Raw genomic sequence first — 18855 nt, forward strand, 5'->3', positions numbered from 1 at the left:
ACGCCTGCTCAGGCTCACCGCTCCGGGGCCGGAGTGTCCGCTGGGTCGTTGCGTGACGCTGTGTCTGCTCCGGCCGACGGGGTGGATTCCCGGAGCAGTCGCTGGTTCGGGGTGAGTGGTGGTCGCGTGGGGCGGGGGTCAGGGGAGGGAGAAGGCGGCTCGGAGGGTGCGGACGACGCCGTCGTCGTTGTTGGACGGGGCGATGAAGCGCGCGATCGCGCGGACGTCGGGGTGCGCGTTCGCCATGGCGAAGGACCAGTCGGCGGCCTCGAGCATGCCGACGTCGTTGAAGTAGTCGCCGAACGCCATGGTCTGCGCCGACGAGATCCCGAGCTCGGCCTGCAGCCAGCGCAGCGCGTGGCCCTTGTCGGCGTCGGGGCCCATGACGTCGACCCAGTGGGTCCCGGACACCAGCACGCGGTCCGGTCCGTCGAGCGGTGCGAGCAGAGGACCCGCGCCGAGCTCGGCCGGGCCGAAGTCGAAGACCGCCACCTTGAGCACCTCGTCGTCGACGGCGTCCAGGTCGTCGACGTGCTGCAGGAGGCGGTAGTACGGGCGCACGTGCTGGAGGAACGCCTTGTCGGTGCGCTCGACGTACGCGGACCGGACGCCGCACAGCACGGTGCCGAGGTCGGCGCCGTCGCGCACCGCCCCGCGCACGAGGTCCACCGCCCGGCGCGCGCTCGCCCGGGCCAGCCCGGCGACCGCGACCGGCTCGCCCCGCCGCACGACGATCGCGCCGTTCTCCGCCACGTAGGTCAGGTCGTCGCGCCCGAACTGCTCGCGCAGCGTCGCGTACTGCCGGCCCGAGGCGGGGCACACGACGACCCCGCGGGCGACGAGCGCGTCGAGCACCGGCCAGAACCCGTCGGGGATCTGCTTGGCGTCGTCGAGCAGCGACCCGTCCATGTCGAGCGCGACGAGCCGCACGCCGCTCGCGTCGAGCCTGGTGGCGAGGTCGGCCAGGAGCTGGTCGGTGTCGCGCCGCTCGACGGCGGGCTCGGCGGGCTCGGCGGGGGTCGGCTCAGGGGTCGGGTCAGGCGTCTGGTCAGGGGAGGCGGAGGTTGTCGCGGGCACACCCGATCGTCTCAGGAGTCGCGCAGGGCGTCCTGCACGCCCGTCTCCGCAGGGCCCAGGTAGACCGGGTCACGCCCCGTGAGGCCGTCCCACCACGCCTTGTACGAGGCCGGAACCTCGCGCAGCCGCCACTGGGTGAGCTGCTCGGGCCGCACGCTCGCCGACGAGACGCCGATGCCCTGCGTGTCGATCCCGGCGGCCGAGCATGAGAAGACCGCGCGCCGCACGTGGTAGTCCTGCGTGAGCACGACCGCCGCGTCCACGCCGAACACGCGGTGCGCACGAACGCACGTGTCGTGCGTGTCGAAGCCCGCGTAGTCGAGCACGACCGCACCCGTCGGGACGCCCGCCGCGACGAGGTAGTCGTGCATGGCCGTCGGCTCGTCGTGGCCGATCGAGCCGCTGTCGCCGCTGACGAGGATCACCTGGACCTTGCCCGACTCGTACAGCGTCTGCGCCGCGTCGAGCCGGCGGCGCAGGTACGTCGACGGCGAGCCGTCGGGCCGCAGCCCGGCGCCGAACACGAGCGCGACGGGTGCGTCCTGGACAGTCTCCTGCGTGCGGAGCCGCGCCTGGCCCGCGCCCTGCACCCATGCGAGCGGTACGAGCAGGAGCACGACGAGCGCCGCGGCGATGCCGAGCCGACGGCGCCAGCGGCGGCGCGCGCGGCGCGGGACCGCGGCGGGGGTCGCCGGCGGCGTGCCCTCGTCGGTCCGCGCGTCGGCGTCGATGCTCACCGCAGCAGCCTAACCACGCGGCCCGACACAGGATGAGAGCTCTCTCATGCGGGCCTCCTGCTGGCCTCATGGACCGCCCCGAGAGTCGGTGGTGTCGCGGACAGGCCGCGGCACGACGAAAGAGGCCCCTCATGCGCACCCTTCCCCGCTCGGTCTGGATCATCTCCGGCACGCTCAGCGCCGTCGCAGTCGCCGGTGGCAGCGCGCTCGCCGTGAGCACCACACCGTCGCCGGACACGACGACCTCGTCGGTCCCGACCGACGCGCCGACGGACACGCCGACGGACAGCGCGACCTCGGTCGGCACCCCGAGCGACGCCCCGAGCGCGACCCCCACCCCGTCGGCCGGTGCGACGGACCCGACGCGCACGCAGAACTCGTCGGTCGTCACGACCGTCACCGCGTTGACCCCCGCGTCGGCGGTGACGCCCGCCAGCGCGACCACGGCCGCCAGCCCGGCCACACCTGCCAGCACCGCGACGTCTGTGACGCCCGCGAGCCCGGTGACGGCCGCGAGCCCGGCCAGCCCGGTCACCCCCGCCACCCCCGCGAGCCCGGCCTCGCCGGTCAGCGCCGCGAGCGCGGACTGACGGAAACGGACAGAAGCCCCAGGCGCCGCTTGACCGCCCTGGCAGGCTTGACCTCCATGACGCCCCGGCCCGCACGTGGTGCTGCGCGCCCGACGGTCGGTGACCGTCGGGCCGCCGGGGGAGCCTCCGTGCCGGTCGCGTCGAGCTGGGAGCCCGCGCCGGACCCGCCCTCGACCGGGTCGCACGGGCGGTGGGCGGACTCCCGCGGCAGCGCGTGGTCGGACGAGCCGCCCGACGAGCGGAACGACGGGCAGCACGACGAACGGCCCGACGATCGGCCCGACGAGGCCGAGGCCCTCGCGGTGCTCACGCACGCGGCCGCCGGCGACCTGCTGGCCGCGGCGCTCGCGACGAGCGGCACCGGCATCGCGTCGTGGAGAGTCGACGCCGTGCACCATCGCCCGGGCGACGGCGTGACCGTGGGCTACGTCGTCCAGACCGCGGACGGCCGTCACGAGTACCTGCTCGCGACGACGTCGCGGACCTGCCCGCGGGACGTGCCGGGGACGTTGGTGGCGCGCGGGCCGGCCGGGGTCGTCGTCGTGTGGCGGCACCCGCAGGACCCGGTGCTGCCCGCGCTGGGCCGCGCGTGCGACCCGCACCGGCTGGCGGACGCGCTGCCCGGTGCGGGTCCCGTCACGGCGCTGGAGCTCGTCGGGTACCGACCGTTGCGCCGGGCCGTGGTCCGGGCGGAGCGGGACGGTGTGCCGTGGTTCGTCAAGGTGCTGCGGCCGGGTGACGGCAACGCCGCGGACGTCGTCGGGCGGCACCGCCTGCTGGCGGACGCGGGCGTCCCCGTGCCGCGCGTCGCGCACGCGTCCGACGACGGGCTCGTGGTGCTCGAGGCCATCGACGGGGTCCCCCTGCTCGACGCGCTCGTCGCGGGCTGCACGCCGGCGCTCGCGGACGTGCTCGCCCCCGTGCTGGCGTTCCCGCCCACGGTCCTCGACCTGCCGACGCGTCGTCCGTGGTCGTCGCGCGCGCGGGCCTACGCCGGTGCGCTCGAGGTCCGTCCGGCACTGGAGGGACGCGCCCACGCGGTCGCCGCCGGGGTGCGGTCAGGGCTGCGGCGCACGGACGCCGGCCCGACCGTCCCCACGCACGGCGACCTGCACGAGGCGCAGCTGCTGGTCGACGACGCCGGCCGGGTCTGCGGTCTGCTGGACGTCGACACCGTCGGGCCGGGGCACCTCGTCGACGACCTCGGGTGCCTGCTCGCGCACCTGCACGCGGTGCGGCCCATGACTCCCGCGCTCGCGGCGACCGCGCTGCGCTGGACGGGTGAGGCGGCGGCGTTCGTCGACCCCGACGCGCTGCGGGTGCGGGTGGCCGGTGTGCTGCTGTCGCTGGCGGCCGGTGCGCTGCCCGCCGACCCGGAGGCCCCGGTGGACGACTCCGAGCGGCTGCTCACCATCGCCGAGGCGTGCCTGGCCTGACGGGGCCCGAGCGCGGCTCATGCCTCGAAGCGGTACCCGACCCCACGGACCGTCGAGATGAGCTCCGCGCCGAGCTTGGTGCGCAGGTAGCGCACGTACACGTCCACCACGTTCGACGACGGGTCGAAGTCGTACCCCCACACGCGCGAGAGCAGCTGCTCGCGCGACAGCGCCGTGCCGGCGTTGCGCAGGAACGTCTCGGCGAGCGCGAACTCGCGCGCGGACAGGTCCACGCTGCGTCCGTCGACAGTCGCGCGACGCGAGCGCAGGTCGAGGGTGACCGCACCGCGCTGCAGCACGGTCGTGTCGTCGGGCGAGTCCGCCTCGGTGCGCAGCCGCAGGCGCACGCGCGCGAGCAGCTCCTCGAACCGGAACGGCTTGGGCATGTAGTCGTCGGCGCCGCCCTCGAGCCCGGCGACGGTGTCCTCCACCGAGCTGCGCGCCGTGAGGATGATGACCGGCAGCCGCGAGCCCGCGGCGCGCACCTGGCGGAGCACGTCGAACCCGTCGCCGTCGGGCAGGCCGATGTCCAGGACCATGAGGTCCATGTCGCCGGTGAGGGCGAGGTCGAGCGCCTCGCGCGCCGTCCCGACGACCGTGGGTGCGTAGCCCGCGGCCTTGAGCCCCTTCGCGACGAACGACGCGATGCGTGCCTCGTCCTCCACCACCAGCACGCCGCTCATGCGTCCGCCCCTTCGTCGTCGCCACTCTCGTCGGACCGGCCCGTGGATACCGGGACGGCCGGGACGGAGACGACGAACGTCGACCCGATCCCGGGCTCCGACGAGACCCCCACGTCACCGCCGTGCGCCCGTGCGATCGCCGCGACGATCGCCAGCCCCAGCCCCGCGCCGACCGTCCCCGCGGACTCCGGCGCGCGCTCGAACCGCTCGAAGATCCGCGCCTGACGCTCCGGTGCGATGCCGACGCCCTCGTCGCGCACCCACAGCCGCAGCGTGCCGTCGGCGACGGCCGAGCCGAGCGTGATCGTCGTGCCGTCCGCGGAGAACTTCACCGCGTTGTTCGCGAGCTGCAGCCACGCTTGCGTGAGGCGACGTGCGTCGACGAGCAGCTCGACGTCGGCGCGCTTGTCGACCCGCCACGTGCGCGCACCGAGGCCGGTGGCCTTGTCGAGCACCTCGTCGGTCAGGACCCCGACGTGCGTCGGAGCGGGCTGGACGAACCCGTCGCGGTCGGCGACGGCGAGCACCAGCAGGTCGTCGACGAGCAGGCCCATGCGGTCGACCTCGTCGAGCGCGAGCTCGCGCGTGGCGCGCACGTCGTCGGCGTCGTCGACGTCCATGAGCTCCAGGTGCCCGCCGATCACCGTCAGCGGCGTGCGCAGCTCGTGCCCCACGTCGTCGAGCAGGCGTCGCTGCGCCGACATGCTCGCCTGCAGCCGGTCGAGCATCGCGTTCACGGTGTGCCCGACCTCGCTCACGTCGTCGTCGGTGGTCACCGGCACGCGCGCGTCGAGGGTGCCCTCGTCGACCTTCGCCGCGGTCTCCCGCAGTGCGCGCAGCGGCCGCAGCACCCGCCCGAGCAGCACCCACGCGACGACGCCCGTGGCCGCGAGCGCGCCCGCCGCGACGAACGTGTACGTGCGCCACGTGTCGTCCAGCGCCGCGATCTCGAGGTCACGCACCGTCGCCGCGACGAAGAGCCCCGCCGGGGCCGCAGGGTCGTCGAGGGTCACCGGGACCGTCACCACGCGGTACTGGGCACGGTCGGTCGTGACCGTCCGCAGCCGCACCTGGTCCCCCGCGGGCACCTCGCGCAGCAGGGCGACGAGCTGCGGGTCGTCCTCGAGCCGGACCGCGACGGTCGTGGGCGCGTACCAGGCCGGGGAGCCGTCGACGAGCGCGATGCTGCCCGCACTCGGGTCCGGCAGCGTCTGCTGCATCGCCGCGCGCAGGATGCCGTCGACCGGCAGGTCCGCGTTGGCCTGCGCGATGCCGCGGAACTGCTGCGCGGCGCGCGTGAGCTCGCTCTCGATGCGGTCGTCGACGTCCTGACGCTGGATCGCGTACGTCGTCAGCCCGGCGCCCAGCAGCCCGAGCGCTGTGGTCGCGAGCGTGACCGCGACGACCTTCGTCCGCACGGTGCGCCGCGGGCGGCGCGACGGCGCCTCAGTCACGGTCGCGCTCGTCGTCATCGTCATCGGGGTCCGGCGTGTGGTCGTCGTCGTCGTCGTCATCGTCGTCGTCCGGGTCCCGAGGGGTGGGCAGGTCGACGGGCGCGGGCGTCCTGGGCGCCCCGGATGTGGACGTCGGGGTGGGGCTCGGGGTGCCCGTGGTGGTCGGCGACGGCGTCGGATCGGTGCTCGGGCTCGTTCCCGCGGGGGTCACGACGACGGGCTCGCCGATCGAGCGGTCCCCCGGCGCGGACAGCGCGACCGTCAGCGCGTAGGAGCCGGCACCGAGCGCGAGCACGACGAGGCCCACCGCCAGCCACGTCCGCACCTCTCGCACCATGCGCTCATCGTGCCTGGTCGGCATGAGACGCGGATGAGAACGTGCAGCGGCGGCGGTCAGCCGTTCACCCAACAGGCTGACATGGGTGGAACTGGCTCCTCGCCCGCCCTGCCGTCGCTACCGTTCCTCACGTGCGGCGCGCTCCGCTCCGCCTACCTGGATGCTGGAGAAGGTGGGAGTGCGCGATGCCCTCTGTCGGCTTTCGAGTACTGGGTCGGCACGCGGCCCTCGTCGTCGCGGCGGCGCTCGCGTTGCTCTTCGTCGTGGTGGCGCCGGCAGACGCCAGCTCCCCGAGGACGTTCACCGCCAGTCCGAGGCCCACCGTGACGGGAACGGCGCAGGTCGGCGCGACCTTGACCGCACGGTCAGGCACGTGGAGGCCCGCCCCCGTGAAGCTCACCTACCAGTGGAAGCGTTCCGGGGTCGCGATCGCTGGAGCGACGAAGACCACCTACAAGCTCGCCCCCGCGGACGCGGGCAAGCTGATCACGGTGAAGGTGACGGGCAGGAAGGCCAACTACAAGACCGTCAGCAGGACGAGCAAGCCGACTGCAGCCGTCAAGACCGCCAGGTTCGTGTCAGCTCCGAAGCCGAAGATCGTCGGCACCGCGACCGTCCGCGGCACCCTGACGGCGAACCCTGGCACATGGTCGCCGACCGCGAAGATCACGTACCAGTGGCTGCGCAACGGCTCCGCGCTCCCCGGCGCGACGGGCAAGACGTACAGGCTGACCTTCGACGACGAGGGCGCGGGAGTCGCGGTCCGCGTCACGGGGTCGCGGACCGGCTACGCATCGAAGACCGTGACCTCGGCAGCGGTGACGGTCCTGGCGACTGACCAGCTCCGCAGCGACGAGGTCCTCAACGCGGGCAGGTCCCTGCGGTCCCCGAACGGGAGCTACACCCTCGTGATGCAGGGCGACGGGAACCTCGTCGAGTACGGCCCGTCGGGCGCCACCTGGTCGACGGGCGGTGGCGACGCCAACCACGTCGTCATGCAGAGCGACGGCAACCTCGTGAGCCGCAACGCTGCGGGCACGCCACGGTGGGACTCGGGCTCCTGGGGAACCGGCGGAACGGTGCTCGCCGTCCAGGATGACGGGAACCTCGTCATCTACGACGCTGCCGGCAAGGCGGTCTGGGCGCGCAACGTGGTCGGCTGGCTCTCCGTGTACACGGGCTCGACGGCCAACGGTCAGCCCGGGACGCAGAGCCAATCGGCACCGAACCTGACGAGCACCCTGTTCAAGGTGTACCCGGTGGCCACGCGCCTACCGGTGGTCTGCGGCGTCACCAACGGCCAGGCCGTGGACGGCAGCGCCACCCCCGGGACGACGAAGACCTCGACCTGGCACCGTCTCCTGTGGGGCGACTGGGTGCCCGACGCGGACTTCAAGACCACGGTCAACGGCCTGGTGCCGAAGGGGACGATCGGGTTCGTCGCCTCCGAGCCGAACTGCAACGGATCCTCCGTGCCGTCGACGCCCTTGCCGGGGATCAACGGCTGGGTCTTCCCCATCCAGCCGCACGCCACCCTGACGACGTACTCCGGGCACAACGGCGACGACTTCCCCGTCCCGATCGGCACCCCCGTCTACGCCATGTACGGCGGCGCGGTGAGCATCCCCGCCGCGTACAAGGTCGAGGCGAAGTGGTGCCCCGTCCCCGCAGCCATCGGGCGTGTCCAGCAAGACCTGATCGTTACCTCGAACCGCGACGGCGCGACCTACCGTTTCGACTACGCCCACCTGGACAGCTTCTCGGTGAGCAACGGCCAGGCGGTGAATGCTGGCGACCTGCTCGGATACTCCGGCAACAAGGGCTGCGTGACGGGGCCTCACCTGCACATCGACATCAAGCTCAACGGAGTGGCCAACCAGGTCTTCCCCCACTCGCTCATTGGCTGGAAGTACTAGGGCGGAGGGGCGATCGCCCTCCCGGGGGGACTCGATCGGAGCCTCCTCAGCGGAAGCCGACGGGGCCGGCCTGCTCGCTCGACGGTTCAGGAGCGAAGTCGTTCCATCAGCGTGGGGATGGCCTGGTCGATGGGGTCGCGGATGACCTCGTCGGCCAGGTGGTCGTAGGGCGTGGGCTCGGCGTTGACGACGACGAGGCGCGCGCCCGAGTCGACGGCGAGCGCGGCGAGGCTCGCGACGGGCTGCACGGTCAGGGTCGTGCCGATCGCGACGAAGGTCGTGGCGTCGGTCGCAGCGGCGACGGCGTGCTGCAGTGCGTCATCGGGCAGCTGCTCGCCGAAGTACACGACATCGGGCTTGAGGATGCCGCCGCACTCGGTGCACAGCGGGTCGGGATCGTCGGCCAGGCGCGCGAGCACGTCGGTCGTCGGCCAGGTCGTCGTGCACCGCAGGCACGAGGTCGTGGCGAGCGAGCCGTGGAGCTCGACGGTGCGGTCGTCGGACGAGCCGGCCGCCTGGTGCAGGCCGTCGAAGTTCTGCGTGAGGACCGCGATGAGGTCGCCCGCCTGCTCGAGCTCCGCCAGCGCCCGGTGGGCGGCCGTGGGCTGCGCGTGCCACGTCGGGTGCTCCGCCCACGCCCGCCAGCCGCGCACCCGCACGTCGCGCTCGCGGACGTAGCGGCCGATCTCCAGCAGCTCGGCCGCGGCCGGGTCGCGCGTCCACACGCCCTGCGGCCCGCGGAAGTCGGGGATGCCCGACGAGGTGGAGATGCCGGCGCCGGTCAGGACCGTGATCGTCGGGTCGTCGTGATGGTGCGGCACGTGCTCAGCCCTGCGCGTCGAGGCGGGCCGCGACCTCCGCCGGGAAGCCACCCGTCGCGAGCGGTCCCCACCGGACCGGGGTGATGCGCAGCAGGCTCTTGCCCTGCAGCCGCATCGCGGCGCGGTACTCGTCCCAGTCCGGGTGCTCGCCGGCGATGCAGCGGTAGTAGTCGACGAGCGCGTCCTCGGCCTCGGGCATGTGCAGCACCTGCGCGGTGCCGTCGACCTGCACCCATGGGCCGTTCCAGTCGTCGGACAGCACGCACACGCTGACGCGGGGGTCACGCTCGGCGTTGCGCGTCTTGGCGCGGCCCGGGTACGTGGAGATGACGATGCGGCCCGCGTCGTCGACGCCGCCGGAGACGGGGGAGACCTGCGGGCTGCCGTCGGCACGCGTCGTGACGAGGATCAGGTGGTGGCGCGGCCGGACGAAGTCGAGCAGGTCGTCGAGCGGGACCGGGGTCGTGGTGGCGATGGGGCGCGGCATGAGACGACCGTACGACGAGTGCTGCCGTGGTCAGCCGTCGAGGCGGCTGCGGAGCTCGATCACGTCGAAGGGGTCGAGTGTCGTGGTGGTCGTCGCGGTCCCGGAGATGTCGCGCCACTCGCCGTCGGGGTCCTCGTCCACGCGGTACGTGCCCTTCCATGTGGTCGTGAGGACGACGGTCGCGGAGGTCGCCTCCCGGTACGTGTGAGCGACGTCGAACGACGGGTACGGGCTGCCCGGCGAGGTGGTGGTGAGGGTCTCGCCGTCGCCGAAGTCCCACGCGTACTCGACGGGGTACACGTCGACGTCGATCCCGTAGGTGAACAGGCTCGTGCGGAACGTGCGGTGCTCGGCGTCGGCGTAGACGATCAGCGGCTTGTTGACCAGCACCTCGTCGCGTCCGGGCTGCCGATGCGCCGCCAGGGGGTCGATCTTCAGGCGCCGGAAGTCGGCCTGCGGGAACGGCGGGAGCAGGTCCTGGGGACACGCCCAGCCGGCCAGCATCTCCCACCGCGACCAGTTGTCCGATGCGGCCGATGGGCGGGTGCGGCGCCAGAGCGGCTCGACGGGCGAGTCGTCTCCGCACGCGGGCACCGGAACGGTGCCGTTGGGTGGTGAGCACTCGCCGTCGATCCCGGGGGCAAGGTACTGCGAGCCCACGTTGCACAACGGGGCGTGGGCGTACTCGACCAGAGGATCCGGGTGGGCCCTCCAATGCCGTAGCTCGAGATTCGCCTTGAACGCGTCAGTGAGGTGCGCCTCGTCGTCTTCGAGCTCGGTGCTAGCACTGGCGAATGCGGGAACCGCGGATGCTGCCGTGAACGCCAGAACCAGCACCACAGACGAGACGAACGCGCGGCGCATCAGGCCGACCCAAGATCGTCGCTGCTCGCGCCCAGGATCTTCCAGGAGCCTTCAGCCCAGCGGAGTTCGAGGTGCGCCCTTGCGGTCGTCGCCTCGGGGTAGTCCTTGAGGACCGTGCCGTCGGCCGCGATCCGCTGAGAGGGGTGTTCGACGTAGTCGATGCTCGCCGAGAAGACGCCCTCTTCCTCCGCCTCGGAGGCATGGCCGAAGCCGACGTCGATCGCGCCACCGGTCACCCGCTGCCCTTCGGTGGCAACCTCCAGCCCAAGTTCTCGCGCGCTGGCGCAGAACTTGCAGTCCGGACCCGACAACGCGTCCCACTGCGCAGTCTCGCCCGTGGCGATCACGTAGGGGATGAGCTGGATGAAGTACTTCCCGACAAGCATGGCGTTGTCTGCGGTGGCCGGACCGTCGAGAGCAGCGGGGGGCGTGGGTGCGACGGTCACGTCCTGGTCCGGCCCGCTGGTCACAACGACGTCCGGCGTGGGTTCTGGTGTCGGCGTGGGAGTCGGCGAGGCCTTCGCCGTCGCACTGGGGCCCGAGGTCGCCGACGCGACGGGCTCAGGGCCCTGCGACGTGCAGCCTGCAGCGAGCAGGACCGCGACGACCATCACCAACGAAGCAGCGGCGCGAGACATGGGGCGAAACTACTCAATCGGGACGCGGCGCGGGGTGGTGTCCGCCCGTCTGTGGACAAGCGTCCGCGACGGCCCGGTCGGCTGTCTGAGGTCCGAGTAGCCGCCTCGTGGGCCGCGGGCGCGGTTCCGACGTCGCGTAGGTCAGGCAGCCGGTTCGGGCACCCGGTGCGGGATCGCCGCGGGCTGTGAAGGTGCACATGAACGGCACGCTGAACGAGGATGGCGCGGTGTGTGCGACGAGGTACGGGACGTTCGCCATCAAGACCGATGGAACGAAGCACACGTGGTACGTGCCACTGATGTACTCAGGTGGCTCGGGGTGCGGTACGTGGAAAGGGCGGAACGTGGTGACGAGCACGGTGCCTTCGGGCATCGCGCCCGATGGGGTCGTCTTCACGAGTACGAGGTCGGGATGTCTGCAGGGATGATCGAGAGCTCTGCGCTGGAGCCGGTGCTCGGTCGGCTGCCTGAGGGTCGGGTGGCCGACGTCCGCCCCACCTACCTCGTGACGTTCCTGACTGGACCGGTCGAGGGCGAGCTCGAGGACGTGGCGGGCGAGGCGACGTACCTGGTCGCGGGAGCGAGGGACGTCACGGCAGTGATCGCCTGGGCGGAGGCGAACCTGCCAGACCGGCTCCTGCTCGCGGAGGTGAGCGTGCAGCCGTACGGGACGACTGAGCGGGCGCGGGTGTGGTCGCGGCAGCCCGAGACGCCGTGGGCAGCACGCGTCGGTCCGGACTACACGCATTGAGCACGGAACCGCCCCCGTGAGCCGCGGGGGCGGTTCCGACGTCGCGTGGGTCAGGCGGCCGGCTCGGGCACCCGTTGCGGGATGGCGGCGGGCTGCGGTTCGGGGCGGCGGGCCAGGCGGCTCGGCCACCACATCGTCGGGCCGATGTCGAGGTTGAGCGCCGTGACGAGCACGGACCGCACGACGAGCGTGTCGAGCAGCACCCCGAACGCGACCGCGAACCCGATCTCGGCGAACGCGACCGCGGGCAGCGTCCCGAGCGTCGCGAACGTCCCCGCGAGCACCAGCCCGGCGGACGTGATCACACCGCCCGTGGCCGCGAGCCCGACGAGTGACCCGCGCCGGTGTCCGAGCCGTTGCGCCTCCTCGCGGACGCGGGTCATGAGGAAGATGTTGTAGTCGATCCCCAGTGCCACGAGGAACACGAACACGAACAGCGGGAACGACGAGTCGGCGCCGGCGAACCCGAACACGTTCTGGAAGATGAACGCCGAGACGCCGAGCGCGGCACCGAACGACAGGACCACGGTGCCCATGAGGACCAGCGGCGCGACCACCGCGCGCAGCAGCAGGACCAGGATCAGGAACACCGCGAGCAGGATGATCGGGATGATCACCGCGTTGTCGCGTGCGGACGCGCGTTGGACGTCCAGGTTCGTCGCGGTCTCCCCGCCGACGACCGCCTCGGCCCCCGGCACGGCGTGCACGGCGTCGCGGACGCGGTCGACGGTGTCGTAGGCGGCGTCGGAGTCGGGCTCGCTCGTGAGCGTGCCCTCGAGGTACGCGACGCCGTCCTTGACGACGGGCTCGGTCACGGTCGTCGGGTCGATCCCGTCCACGGCCGCGAGCGCCGTGTGCACGTCGTCGGCGGCCGCGCCTTCTGCGATGACCACGACGGGCGACCCGGCACCGCCCGGGAAGTGCGCCGACAGCACCTTCTCGCCCACGATCGAGGGCTGCTCGCTGCGGAACGACTCCTCGGTCGTCAGGCCCGTCGCGTTGAGCTGCAGGATGCCCACGGACGCGATCGCCAGGACCACGGCCGTGCCGATCCACGTGCGCCGCGGGTGCACCGCGATGCGCTGACCGGCGCGCGCCCAGAAGCCGTGCTCGGTCGGCTCGGCGTCGCCCACGTGCGGCACGCGCGGCCAGAACACCCACCGGCCCAGGACGACGAGCAGCGCGGGCAGCAGCGTCAGCATGACGAGCAGGCACACGACGATCCCGGCGGCGGCCACCGGCCCGAGGCCTGCGGTCGAGCTCATCGTCGCGAACAGCAGGCACAGCATGCCGACGGCCACGGTCGCGCCGCTCGCGATGATCGCGGGGCTGGCGCGGTGCAGCGCGACGGCCATCGCCTCGTGCCGGTCGGTGTGCTTGCGCAGCTCCTCGCGATATCGGGCCGTCAGCAGCAGCGCGTAGTCGGTCCCCGCACCGAACACCAGCACCGTCAGGATGCCCGCGCTCTGCGCGTTCACGGTGAGGTCCGCGTACTCGGCGAGCAGGTACACCGCCGCCTGCGCGACGGTCAGCGCCACGCCCGCGGACACCACCGGCAGGAGCCACAGCACGGGGCTGCGGTACGTCAGCAGCAGGATCACGACGACCACGCCCGCCGCCGCGAACAGCAGGGTCGAGTCGATGCCCTCGAACGCCTTCGCCGAGTCGGCGGCACCGCCGACGGGTCCGGTCACGTGCATGGCCAGGCCCGCGGGGTCGTCGTCGGCTGCGGCCAACAGGTCGTCGACGACGACGATCGACTCGTCCCAGTCGGTCAGCTCGATCGGGACGATGACCTGGGCCGCCTCGCCGTCCTGCGACGTCACGGGCCCGACGATCTCGCCTGCGAGCCGGTCGATCGAGCCCCACGCGGCGACGTGGTCGGCGATCGCCGCCTCGTCGTCCGCGGTCAGCCCGCCCTTGCGCTCGAACACGACGACCGCGGGCGCGGTGTCCGCGGGGACGAATGCCTCCGCCTTCTCGAGCACCTGCGTGGACTCCGCGTCCTTCGGGAGCCAGCTCGCGGCCTCGTTGTCCTGCGCGCCCGTCAGCTTGCCGGCGAGCGGGCCGAGCAGCGCGACGGCACCCAGCCAGAACGCGATGACGACGTACTTCACGTAGCGATGGGTGATCCACCCGGCGACCTTGGCCATGACACGTCCCCTGATCGGCGTCGAGAGTGAGGGAGTGCGCCCGCGCAGGGGCGCTCAAAGACACACTGACGACTCAGGAGCGATCCGGACTATCCGGGATACCCCCGGTTCTTCCCGGGGGTATCCCTGACGTGCGGTCGGGGCGGTCAGGTGGCGACGGGGACGGGGGCGAACCGCTTCGCCACGTCCTGCAGGGCGATGCTGCTGCCCGAGGTGAGCTCCTGGCTGTCCAGCTTCGTCCTCAGGCCCAGGGTGGTCCCGTCGTGCAGGGCGAACTCCACCCCGACGGGGAATCGCTTGCTGACTCGGCCCGAAACCACGTCCTCGAACGGCACGAACCAGTTCTGGGCGGCGATGTCGGCGGGAGCGGCGCTGGCAGCGAGCTCGCGCAGCCGGTTGCGACCCTGGTTGTACACCTTCGGGCACGGCACGAGAACGAGCCCGTGGGTCAGCACGAGCACGTCGTACTGCTCACCGTCGACCACGACGTTCGCGACGCCTGCGACGATGGCGGAGCCGCGAGCGTCGGCCTCCGCGGACGCTCCGATCGCGTCGAGGTCCACCCCGAGATCGGCGAGACGTCCTCGCAGCTCTGCGGCGCCGCGCGGGCCGCCGGCGCCCAGCAGTGCGAGCGGCCGGACGTCGTAGGGCGCGCCGTCGGGTCCGACGAACGGGTCGCCCGCGTCCCAGCGGTGCTCCCACCGTGCTGCGCCGCTCGTGGCGAGCGCGCACTGCAGGACGGCCGTCCACACGACCGTCGCGGCGGTGTCGCCGTCCGCATCGGGGCCGGCCGAGGCGTCGAGGTCGAGCGCCTGCAGCACGTCGTCGAGGCGGTCGGCCTCCGTCAGCTCGAGCAGGTCACGCAGTGAGCCGCGCTCGACTCCCACGCGGCGGCCCACGGCACGGAACACGATGTCGGCCGAGTGCTGCGCGCTCGCCGCCCTCGCCCGCGGGGTCAGCAGCTCCCAGGGCAGCCGCTCGCGGTCTGCATACTTCACGACGACCTCGGCGAGCATCGCGGTGAGGGCCGGGAGCCCTCGCACGAGCACGCCGGCCGGTCGCGTGTCGCGGGTGAGCGCTGGAGAGGCGACCGCGCCCATCGCCGCGATCCTGGCCGACGTCGACGGGTGGCTGTCCCACCGCGACTCCTGCGACGGCGGGGCGAGGGTGCGCAGCCGGTCGAGCTCGTCCTGCCGCGCGGCGAGCAGAGCCGCGAAGCCGTCGAACATCGCGTCGCTCGTCGGCGCGAGGCCGGCGTCCCACGCGACCGACACGTACCGGTCGAAGTAGAACGTCCACGCGGCCGAGAGGACCTCCATCTCGTGCAGGGTCTCTGCGGCGACCTCGCGGCCGGCGACCTGCACCGAGACCGCGTCGGCCTCGAGCTCCTGCCGGCGGCTGATCGCGGCGGACGCGAGCAGGTAGAGCCGGCCGTAGCCGCGCAGCACCCAGCCTGCGAACCCCGTGACCTCGCCGGCAGCGGCGCCCACGACCTGGCGCCCTCGGTAGGCGATCGGCGCGAGGCGGGTGTGCCCGTTCGAGTAGTGCGCCAGCTCGTGCGCGAGCACCGAGCGCATCTGCGCGACGTCCAGGGCCTGCAGGAGCGGCACCCCCACATAGAGGCGCCGCGTGCCCGGGACGAGCCCGAGGAGGCGCGCGTCCTCGGAGACGAAGGCGTTGAGGTCGGGGACGAGCCGGATCTCACGCGGGACGCGCGTCTGAGCGGCCGCGGCGAGCTCCTCGACGACGTCCCACAGCTCGGGGGCGACGTCTCTGGGCAGGGCACTCCCCGAGGGCTCGTGCTTCTGGGCCTTGCTGACCTTGCGCATCGTGAGGACGAACCCGATCGCTGCCGCGACCGCGAAGAACGCGAGCTTGGCCCCGACGGCGTGGCCCGACGAGATCAGCGCGACCGCGACGCCGAGGATCCCGAGGAGCACGATCAGGGCCGTGACGTAGAACCCGGCGATCAGCGCGAGGCACAGCAGCGCGCGCATGGTGGTCTTCACGCGCCGAGTATGGCGACGTGGGCAGCCGCCCGGGCGGGATATCGACGAGTGCGGCTCGGCGTCCCCCATCCGGCCGAGCGTGCGCCGCGGACCGCCCTCGTCGGGTGCCGTCGCGCGCTCGTCGGAGCGGGGTTTCACGCCTGCGGCGAACACGGGCAGTACCGGGCACATGCCGCCGTTAGCATCGAACAACGCCGCATCGTCGTCGGCCCTGCGCTCCGTGCCGGAGCGCGTGGGTACCCCGATGAGCACGCTGCTCGTGAGGAGTGCACATGTTCGAGAGATTCACGGACCGAGCCCGTCGCGTGGTCGTCCTCGCCCAAGAAGAGGCGCGGATGCTCAACCACAACTACATCGGCACCGAGCACATCCTCCTGGGGCTGATCCACGAGGGTGAGGGCGTCGCTGCCAAGGCTCTGGAGTCGCTGGGGATCTCGCTCGAGGCCGTGCGCGCCCAGGTCCAGGAGATCATCGGCGAGGGCCAGCAGGCTCCGTCGGGCCACATCCCCTTCACGCCGCGCGCCAAGAAGGTGCTGGAGCTGTCCCTGCGCGAGGCGCTGCAGCTCGGCCACAACTACATCGGCACCGAGCACATCCTGCTGGGCCTGATCCGCGAGGGTGAGGGTGTCGCCGCGCAGGTGCTGAACAAGCTCGGCGCGGACCTCAACCGCGTGCGCCAGCAGGTCATCCAGCTGGTGTCCGGGTACCAGGGCAAGGAGCCGGTCGCCGCAGGCGGGCCCACCGAGGGTCAGCCCTCGGGCTCGGCCGTGCTCGACCAGTTCGGGCGCAACCTGACGCAGGCCGCGCGCGACAACAAGCTCGACCCGGTCATCGGGCGCGAGAAGGAGATCGAGCGGGTCATGCAGGTGCTGTCCCGCCGCACCAAGAACAACCCGGTGCTGATCGGCGAGCCCGGCGTCGGCAAGACGGCCGTGGTCGAGGGTCTGGCGCAGGACATCGTGCGCGGCGACGTGCCCGAGACGCTCAAGGACAAGCAGCTCTACACGCTGGACCTGGGCGCCCTCGTGGCCGGCTCGCGCTACCGCGGTGACTTCGAGGAGCGCCTGAAGAAGGTGCTCAAGGAGATCCGCACGCGCGGCGACATCATCCTGTTCATCGACGAGATCCACACGCTCGTCGGTGCGGGTGCCGCCGAGGGCGCGATCGACGCGGCCTCGATCCTCAAGCCGATGCTCGCCCGCGGCGAGCTGCAGACCATCGGTGCGACCACGCTCGACGAGTACCGCAAGTACGTCGAGAAGGACCCGGCCCTGGAGCGTCGTTTCCAGCCGATCCAGGTCAGCGAGCCGAACCTGCAGCACGCGATCGAGATCCTCAAGGGTCTGCGGGACCGCTACGAGGCGCACCACCGCGTCTCGATCACGGACGGCGCGCTCGTCGCCGCCGCGACGCTCGCGGACCGTTACGTCAACGACCGCTACCTCCCGGACAAGGCCATCGACCTGGTCGACGAGGCCGGTGCGCGCCTGCGCATCCGCCGCATGACGGCCCCGCCGGAGCTGCGTGAGCTGGACGAGGAGATCGCCACCACGCGCCGCGACAAGGAGTCGGCGATCGACGAGCAGGACTTCGAGAAGGCCGCGCGCCTGCGCGACCAGGAGAAGCAGCTCGGCCTCAAGCGCGTCGAGAAGGAGAAGGCCTGGAAGTCGGGCGACCTCGACGCCGTCGCGGAGGTCGACGAGGAGCTCATCGCCGAGGTGCTGGCGAACGCCACCGGCATCCCCGTCTTCAAGCTCACCGAGGAGGAGTCCAGCCGGCTGCTCCACATGGAGGAGAACCTGCACAAGCGGGTCGTCGGCCAGAACGCGGCCATCAAGGCGCTCTCGCAGGCCATCCGCCGCACGCGTGCGGGCCTCAAGGACCCGAAGCGTCCCGGTGGGTCGTTCATCTTCGCGGGCCCCACGGGCGTCGGGAAGACCGAGCTCGCCAAGGCGCTCGCGGAGTTCCTGTTCGGTGACGAGGACGCGCTGATCCAGCTCGACATGTCCGAGTTCTCGGAGAAGCACACCGTCTCGCGCCTGTTCGGCTCGCCCCCCGGGTACGTCGGGTACGACGAGGGTGGTCAGCTCACCGAGAAGGTGCGTCGCCGGCCGTTCTCCGTCGTGCTGTTCGACGAGGTCGAGAAGGCGCACGCGGACATCTTCAACTCGCTGCTGCAGATCCTCGAGGACGGTCGCCTGACCGACTCGCAGGGCCGCGTCATCGACTTCAAGAACACCGTCATCATCATGACGACGAACCTCGGCACGCGGGACATCGCCAAGGGCGTCATGACCGGCTTCCAGGCCGGCGGCGAGCTCGCCACCGACTACGAGCGCATGAAGGCGAAGGTCAACGACGAGCTCAAGCAGCACTTCCGGCCTGAGTTCCTCAACCGCGTCGACGACGTGGTGGTCTTCCCGCAGCTCTCGCAGCCGGAGATCTTCCAGATCGTCGACCTGATGATCGCCAAGCTCGACAAGCGGCTGCACGACAAGGACATGGGCATCCAGATCACGCCCGCGGCCAAGAAGCTGCTGTCGGAGAAGGGCTACGACCCGGTCCTGGGTGCTCGGCCGCTGCGCCGCGCGATCCAGCGGGACATCGAGGACGCGCTGTCCGAGAAGATCCTGTTCGGCGAGCTCAAGGCCGGCCAGCTCGTGATCGTCGACGCCGAGGGCGAGGGACTCCTGGGGGAGTTCTCCTTCCGCGGTGTCCCGCGCGGGACGGTCGACAAGGAGCCGGTGCCCGTCGGGGCTTCGGCGGGGACGCCCGGCTCCGGCCGGGACCTGCCCGCCGCGCCGCCGATCGCGGCGTCGGGTGACGGGGGCTCGGGCCTCCAGCCCGCCTGACACGACCAGCACCACCGGCGAGGGCCGGGACCACGACGGTCCCGGCCCTC

At 72.3% G+C, this 18855-nt stretch carries 16 protein-coding genes; 5 read left to right on the forward strand and 11 right to left on the reverse strand.

Annotated elements, in window-relative coordinates:
• Positions 1–138: 138 nt before the first annotated feature.
• Both CGE01nite_RS15195 and CGE01nite_RS15200 read right to left on the reverse strand, forming a co-directional pair.
• Entirely contained in the window at positions 139–1077 is a 939-nt protein-coding gene (locus tag CGE01nite_RS15195; RefSeq protein WP_307722650.1) for a Cof-type HAD-IIB family hydrolase, read from the reverse strand.
• 11 nt (positions 1078–1088) lie between these two features.
• Positions 1089–1814 (reverse strand): SanA/YdcF family protein, encoded by a 726-nt coding sequence (locus CGE01nite_RS15200; protein WP_229747506.1) that lies wholly within the window; start codon positions 1812–1814, stop codon positions 1089–1091.
• Between the two features lie 131 nt (positions 1815–1945).
• On the opposite strand from CGE01nite_RS15200, the gene CGE01nite_RS15205 reads away from it, so the two are divergent.
• Entirely contained in the window at positions 1946–2404 is a 459-nt protein-coding gene (locus CGE01nite_RS15205) for a hypothetical protein (protein ID WP_141371590.1), read from the forward strand.
• A gap of 128 nt (positions 2405–2532) precedes the next feature.
• Entirely contained in the window at positions 2533–3840 is a 1308-nt protein-coding gene (locus CGE01nite_RS15210) for a phosphotransferase family protein (RefSeq protein WP_141371591.1), read from the forward strand.
• A gap of 17 nt (positions 3841–3857) precedes the next feature.
• On the opposite strand, the gene CGE01nite_RS15215 is transcribed toward CGE01nite_RS15210, so the two are convergent.
• Genes CGE01nite_RS15215 through CGE01nite_RS15225 form a run of 3 tightly spaced genes read right to left on the reverse strand, consistent with a single transcriptional unit; the run spans position 3858 to position 6314 of the window.
• The gene (locus CGE01nite_RS15215) at positions 3858–4523 is read right to left on the reverse strand and encodes a response regulator transcription factor (protein ID WP_141371592.1); all 666 of its coding nucleotides are present in this window, start codon (positions 4521–4523) and stop codon (positions 3858–3860) included.
• Positions 4520–5977: a sensor histidine kinase gene (locus tag CGE01nite_RS15220; RefSeq protein WP_229747505.1), complete on the reverse strand. Its 1458-nt coding sequence runs from the start codon at positions 5975–5977 to the stop codon at positions 4520–4522. The genes CGE01nite_RS15215 and CGE01nite_RS15220 overlap by 4 nt, the downstream gene beginning before the upstream one ends.
• Positions 5970–6314, reverse strand: coding sequence for a hypothetical protein (locus tag CGE01nite_RS15225; protein ID WP_048342017.1), 345 nt, complete (start codon positions 6312–6314; stop codon positions 5970–5972). Before CGE01nite_RS15225 ends, CGE01nite_RS15220 begins: the two co-directional genes overlap by 8 nt.
• Before the next feature lie 389 nt (positions 6315–6703).
• On the opposite strand from CGE01nite_RS15225, the gene CGE01nite_RS15230 reads away from it, so the two are divergent.
• Positions 6704–8230 carry a peptidoglycan DD-metalloendopeptidase family protein gene (locus tag CGE01nite_RS15230; RefSeq protein WP_053071539.1) on the forward strand — a complete coding sequence of 509 codons (1527 nt, stop codon included), beginning with the start codon at positions 6704–6706 and terminating at the stop codon, positions 8228–8230.
• Between the two features lie 86 nt (positions 8231–8316).
• Here the strand turns inward: CGE01nite_RS15230 and CGE01nite_RS15235 are convergent, their stop codons facing one another.
• The 4 genes from CGE01nite_RS15235 to CGE01nite_RS15250 all read right to left on the reverse strand — a co-directional run bounded on the left by CGE01nite_RS15235 (position 8317) and on the right by CGE01nite_RS15250 (position 11040).
• The gene (locus tag CGE01nite_RS15235) at positions 8317–9051 is read right to left on the reverse strand and encodes an SIR2 family NAD-dependent protein deacylase (RefSeq protein WP_141371595.1); all 735 of its coding nucleotides are present in this window, start codon (positions 9049–9051) and stop codon (positions 8317–8319) included.
• A gap of 4 nt (positions 9052–9055) precedes the next feature.
• Positions 9056–9538 carry a PPOX class F420-dependent oxidoreductase gene (locus tag CGE01nite_RS15240; RefSeq protein ID WP_141371596.1) on the reverse strand — a complete coding sequence of 161 codons (483 nt, stop codon included), beginning with the start codon at positions 9536–9538 and terminating at the stop codon, positions 9056–9058.
• 30 nt (positions 9539–9568) lie between these two features.
• Positions 9569–10132 carry a PKD domain-containing protein gene (locus CGE01nite_RS15245; RefSeq protein ID WP_141371597.1) on the reverse strand — a complete coding sequence of 188 codons (564 nt, stop codon included), beginning with the start codon at positions 10130–10132 and terminating at the stop codon, positions 9569–9571.
• 269 nt (positions 10133–10401) lie between these two features.
• A complete protein-coding gene (locus CGE01nite_RS15250; protein WP_141371598.1) occupies positions 10402–11040 on the reverse strand; it encodes a DUF6318 family protein in 639 nt (212 codons plus the stop codon).
• Between the two features lie 412 nt (positions 11041–11452).
• Here CGE01nite_RS15250 and CGE01nite_RS15255 point away from each other — a divergent pair, with 412 nt between their 5' ends.
• On the forward strand, positions 11453–11791 hold the full coding sequence (locus tag CGE01nite_RS15255) for a hypothetical protein (RefSeq protein WP_141371599.1): 339 nt from the start codon (positions 11453–11455) through the stop codon (positions 11789–11791).
• 50 nt (positions 11792–11841) lie between these two features.
• Here CGE01nite_RS15255 and CGE01nite_RS15260 read toward each other — a convergent pair whose 3' ends face one another.
• Both CGE01nite_RS15260 and CGE01nite_RS15265 read right to left on the reverse strand, forming a co-directional pair.
• Positions 11842–13944: an MMPL family transporter gene (locus CGE01nite_RS15260; RefSeq protein WP_048342014.1), complete on the reverse strand. Its 2103-nt coding sequence runs from the start codon at positions 13942–13944 to the stop codon at positions 11842–11844.
• A gap of 146 nt (positions 13945–14090) precedes the next feature.
• Positions 14091–15953 carry a M48 family metallopeptidase gene (locus CGE01nite_RS15265; protein ID WP_170211001.1) on the reverse strand — a complete coding sequence of 621 codons (1863 nt, stop codon included), beginning with the start codon at positions 15951–15953 and terminating at the stop codon, positions 14091–14093.
• 272 nt (positions 15954–16225) lie between these two features.
• Between CGE01nite_RS15265 and CGE01nite_RS15270 the strand changes: the two genes are divergently transcribed.
• On the forward strand, positions 16226–18805 hold the full coding sequence (locus CGE01nite_RS15270) for an ATP-dependent Clp protease ATP-binding subunit (protein ID WP_141371601.1): 2580 nt from the start codon (positions 16226–16228) through the stop codon (positions 18803–18805).
• Positions 18806–18855: the final 50 nt, after the last annotated feature.

The organism is Cellulomonas gelida, from assembly GCF_006538725.1.
In the GTDB taxonomy this organism is placed as follows: domain Bacteria; phylum Actinomycetota; class Actinomycetes; order Actinomycetales; family Cellulomonadaceae; genus Cellulomonas; species Cellulomonas gelida.

Bases quoted from the DNA above. Each gene is read 5' to 3' on its own strand.
- CGE01nite_RS15255 (WP_141371599.1), top strand. From the start codon at position 11,453: ATGTCTGCAGGGATGATCGAGAGCTCTGCGCTGGAGCCGGTGCTCGGT.
- CGE01nite_RS15250 (WP_141371598.1), bottom strand. From the start codon at position 11,040: ATGTCTCGCGCCGCTGCTTCGTTGGTGATGGTCGTCGCGGTCCTGCTC.
- CGE01nite_RS15205 (WP_141371590.1), top strand. From the start codon at position 1,946: ATGCGCACCCTTCCCCGCTCGGTCTGGATCATCTCCGGCACGCTCAGC.
- CGE01nite_RS15270 (WP_141371601.1), top strand. From the start codon at position 16,226: ATGTTCGAGAGATTCACGGACCGAGCCCGTCGCGTGGTCGTCCTCGCC.
- CGE01nite_RS15225 (WP_048342017.1), bottom strand. From the start codon at position 6,314: ATGGTGCGAGAGGTGCGGACGTGGCTGGCGGTGGGCCTCGTCGTGCTC.
- CGE01nite_RS15215 (WP_141371592.1), bottom strand. From the start codon at position 4,523: ATGAGCGGCGTGCTGGTGGTGGAGGACGAGGCACGCATCGCGTCGTTC.
- CGE01nite_RS15240 (WP_141371596.1), bottom strand. From the start codon at position 9,538: ATGCCGCGCCCCATCGCCACCACGACCCCGGTCCCGCTCGACGACCTG.
- CGE01nite_RS15260 (WP_048342014.1), bottom strand. From the start codon at position 13,944: ATGGCCAAGGTCGCCGGGTGGATCACCCATCGCTACGTGAAGTACGTC.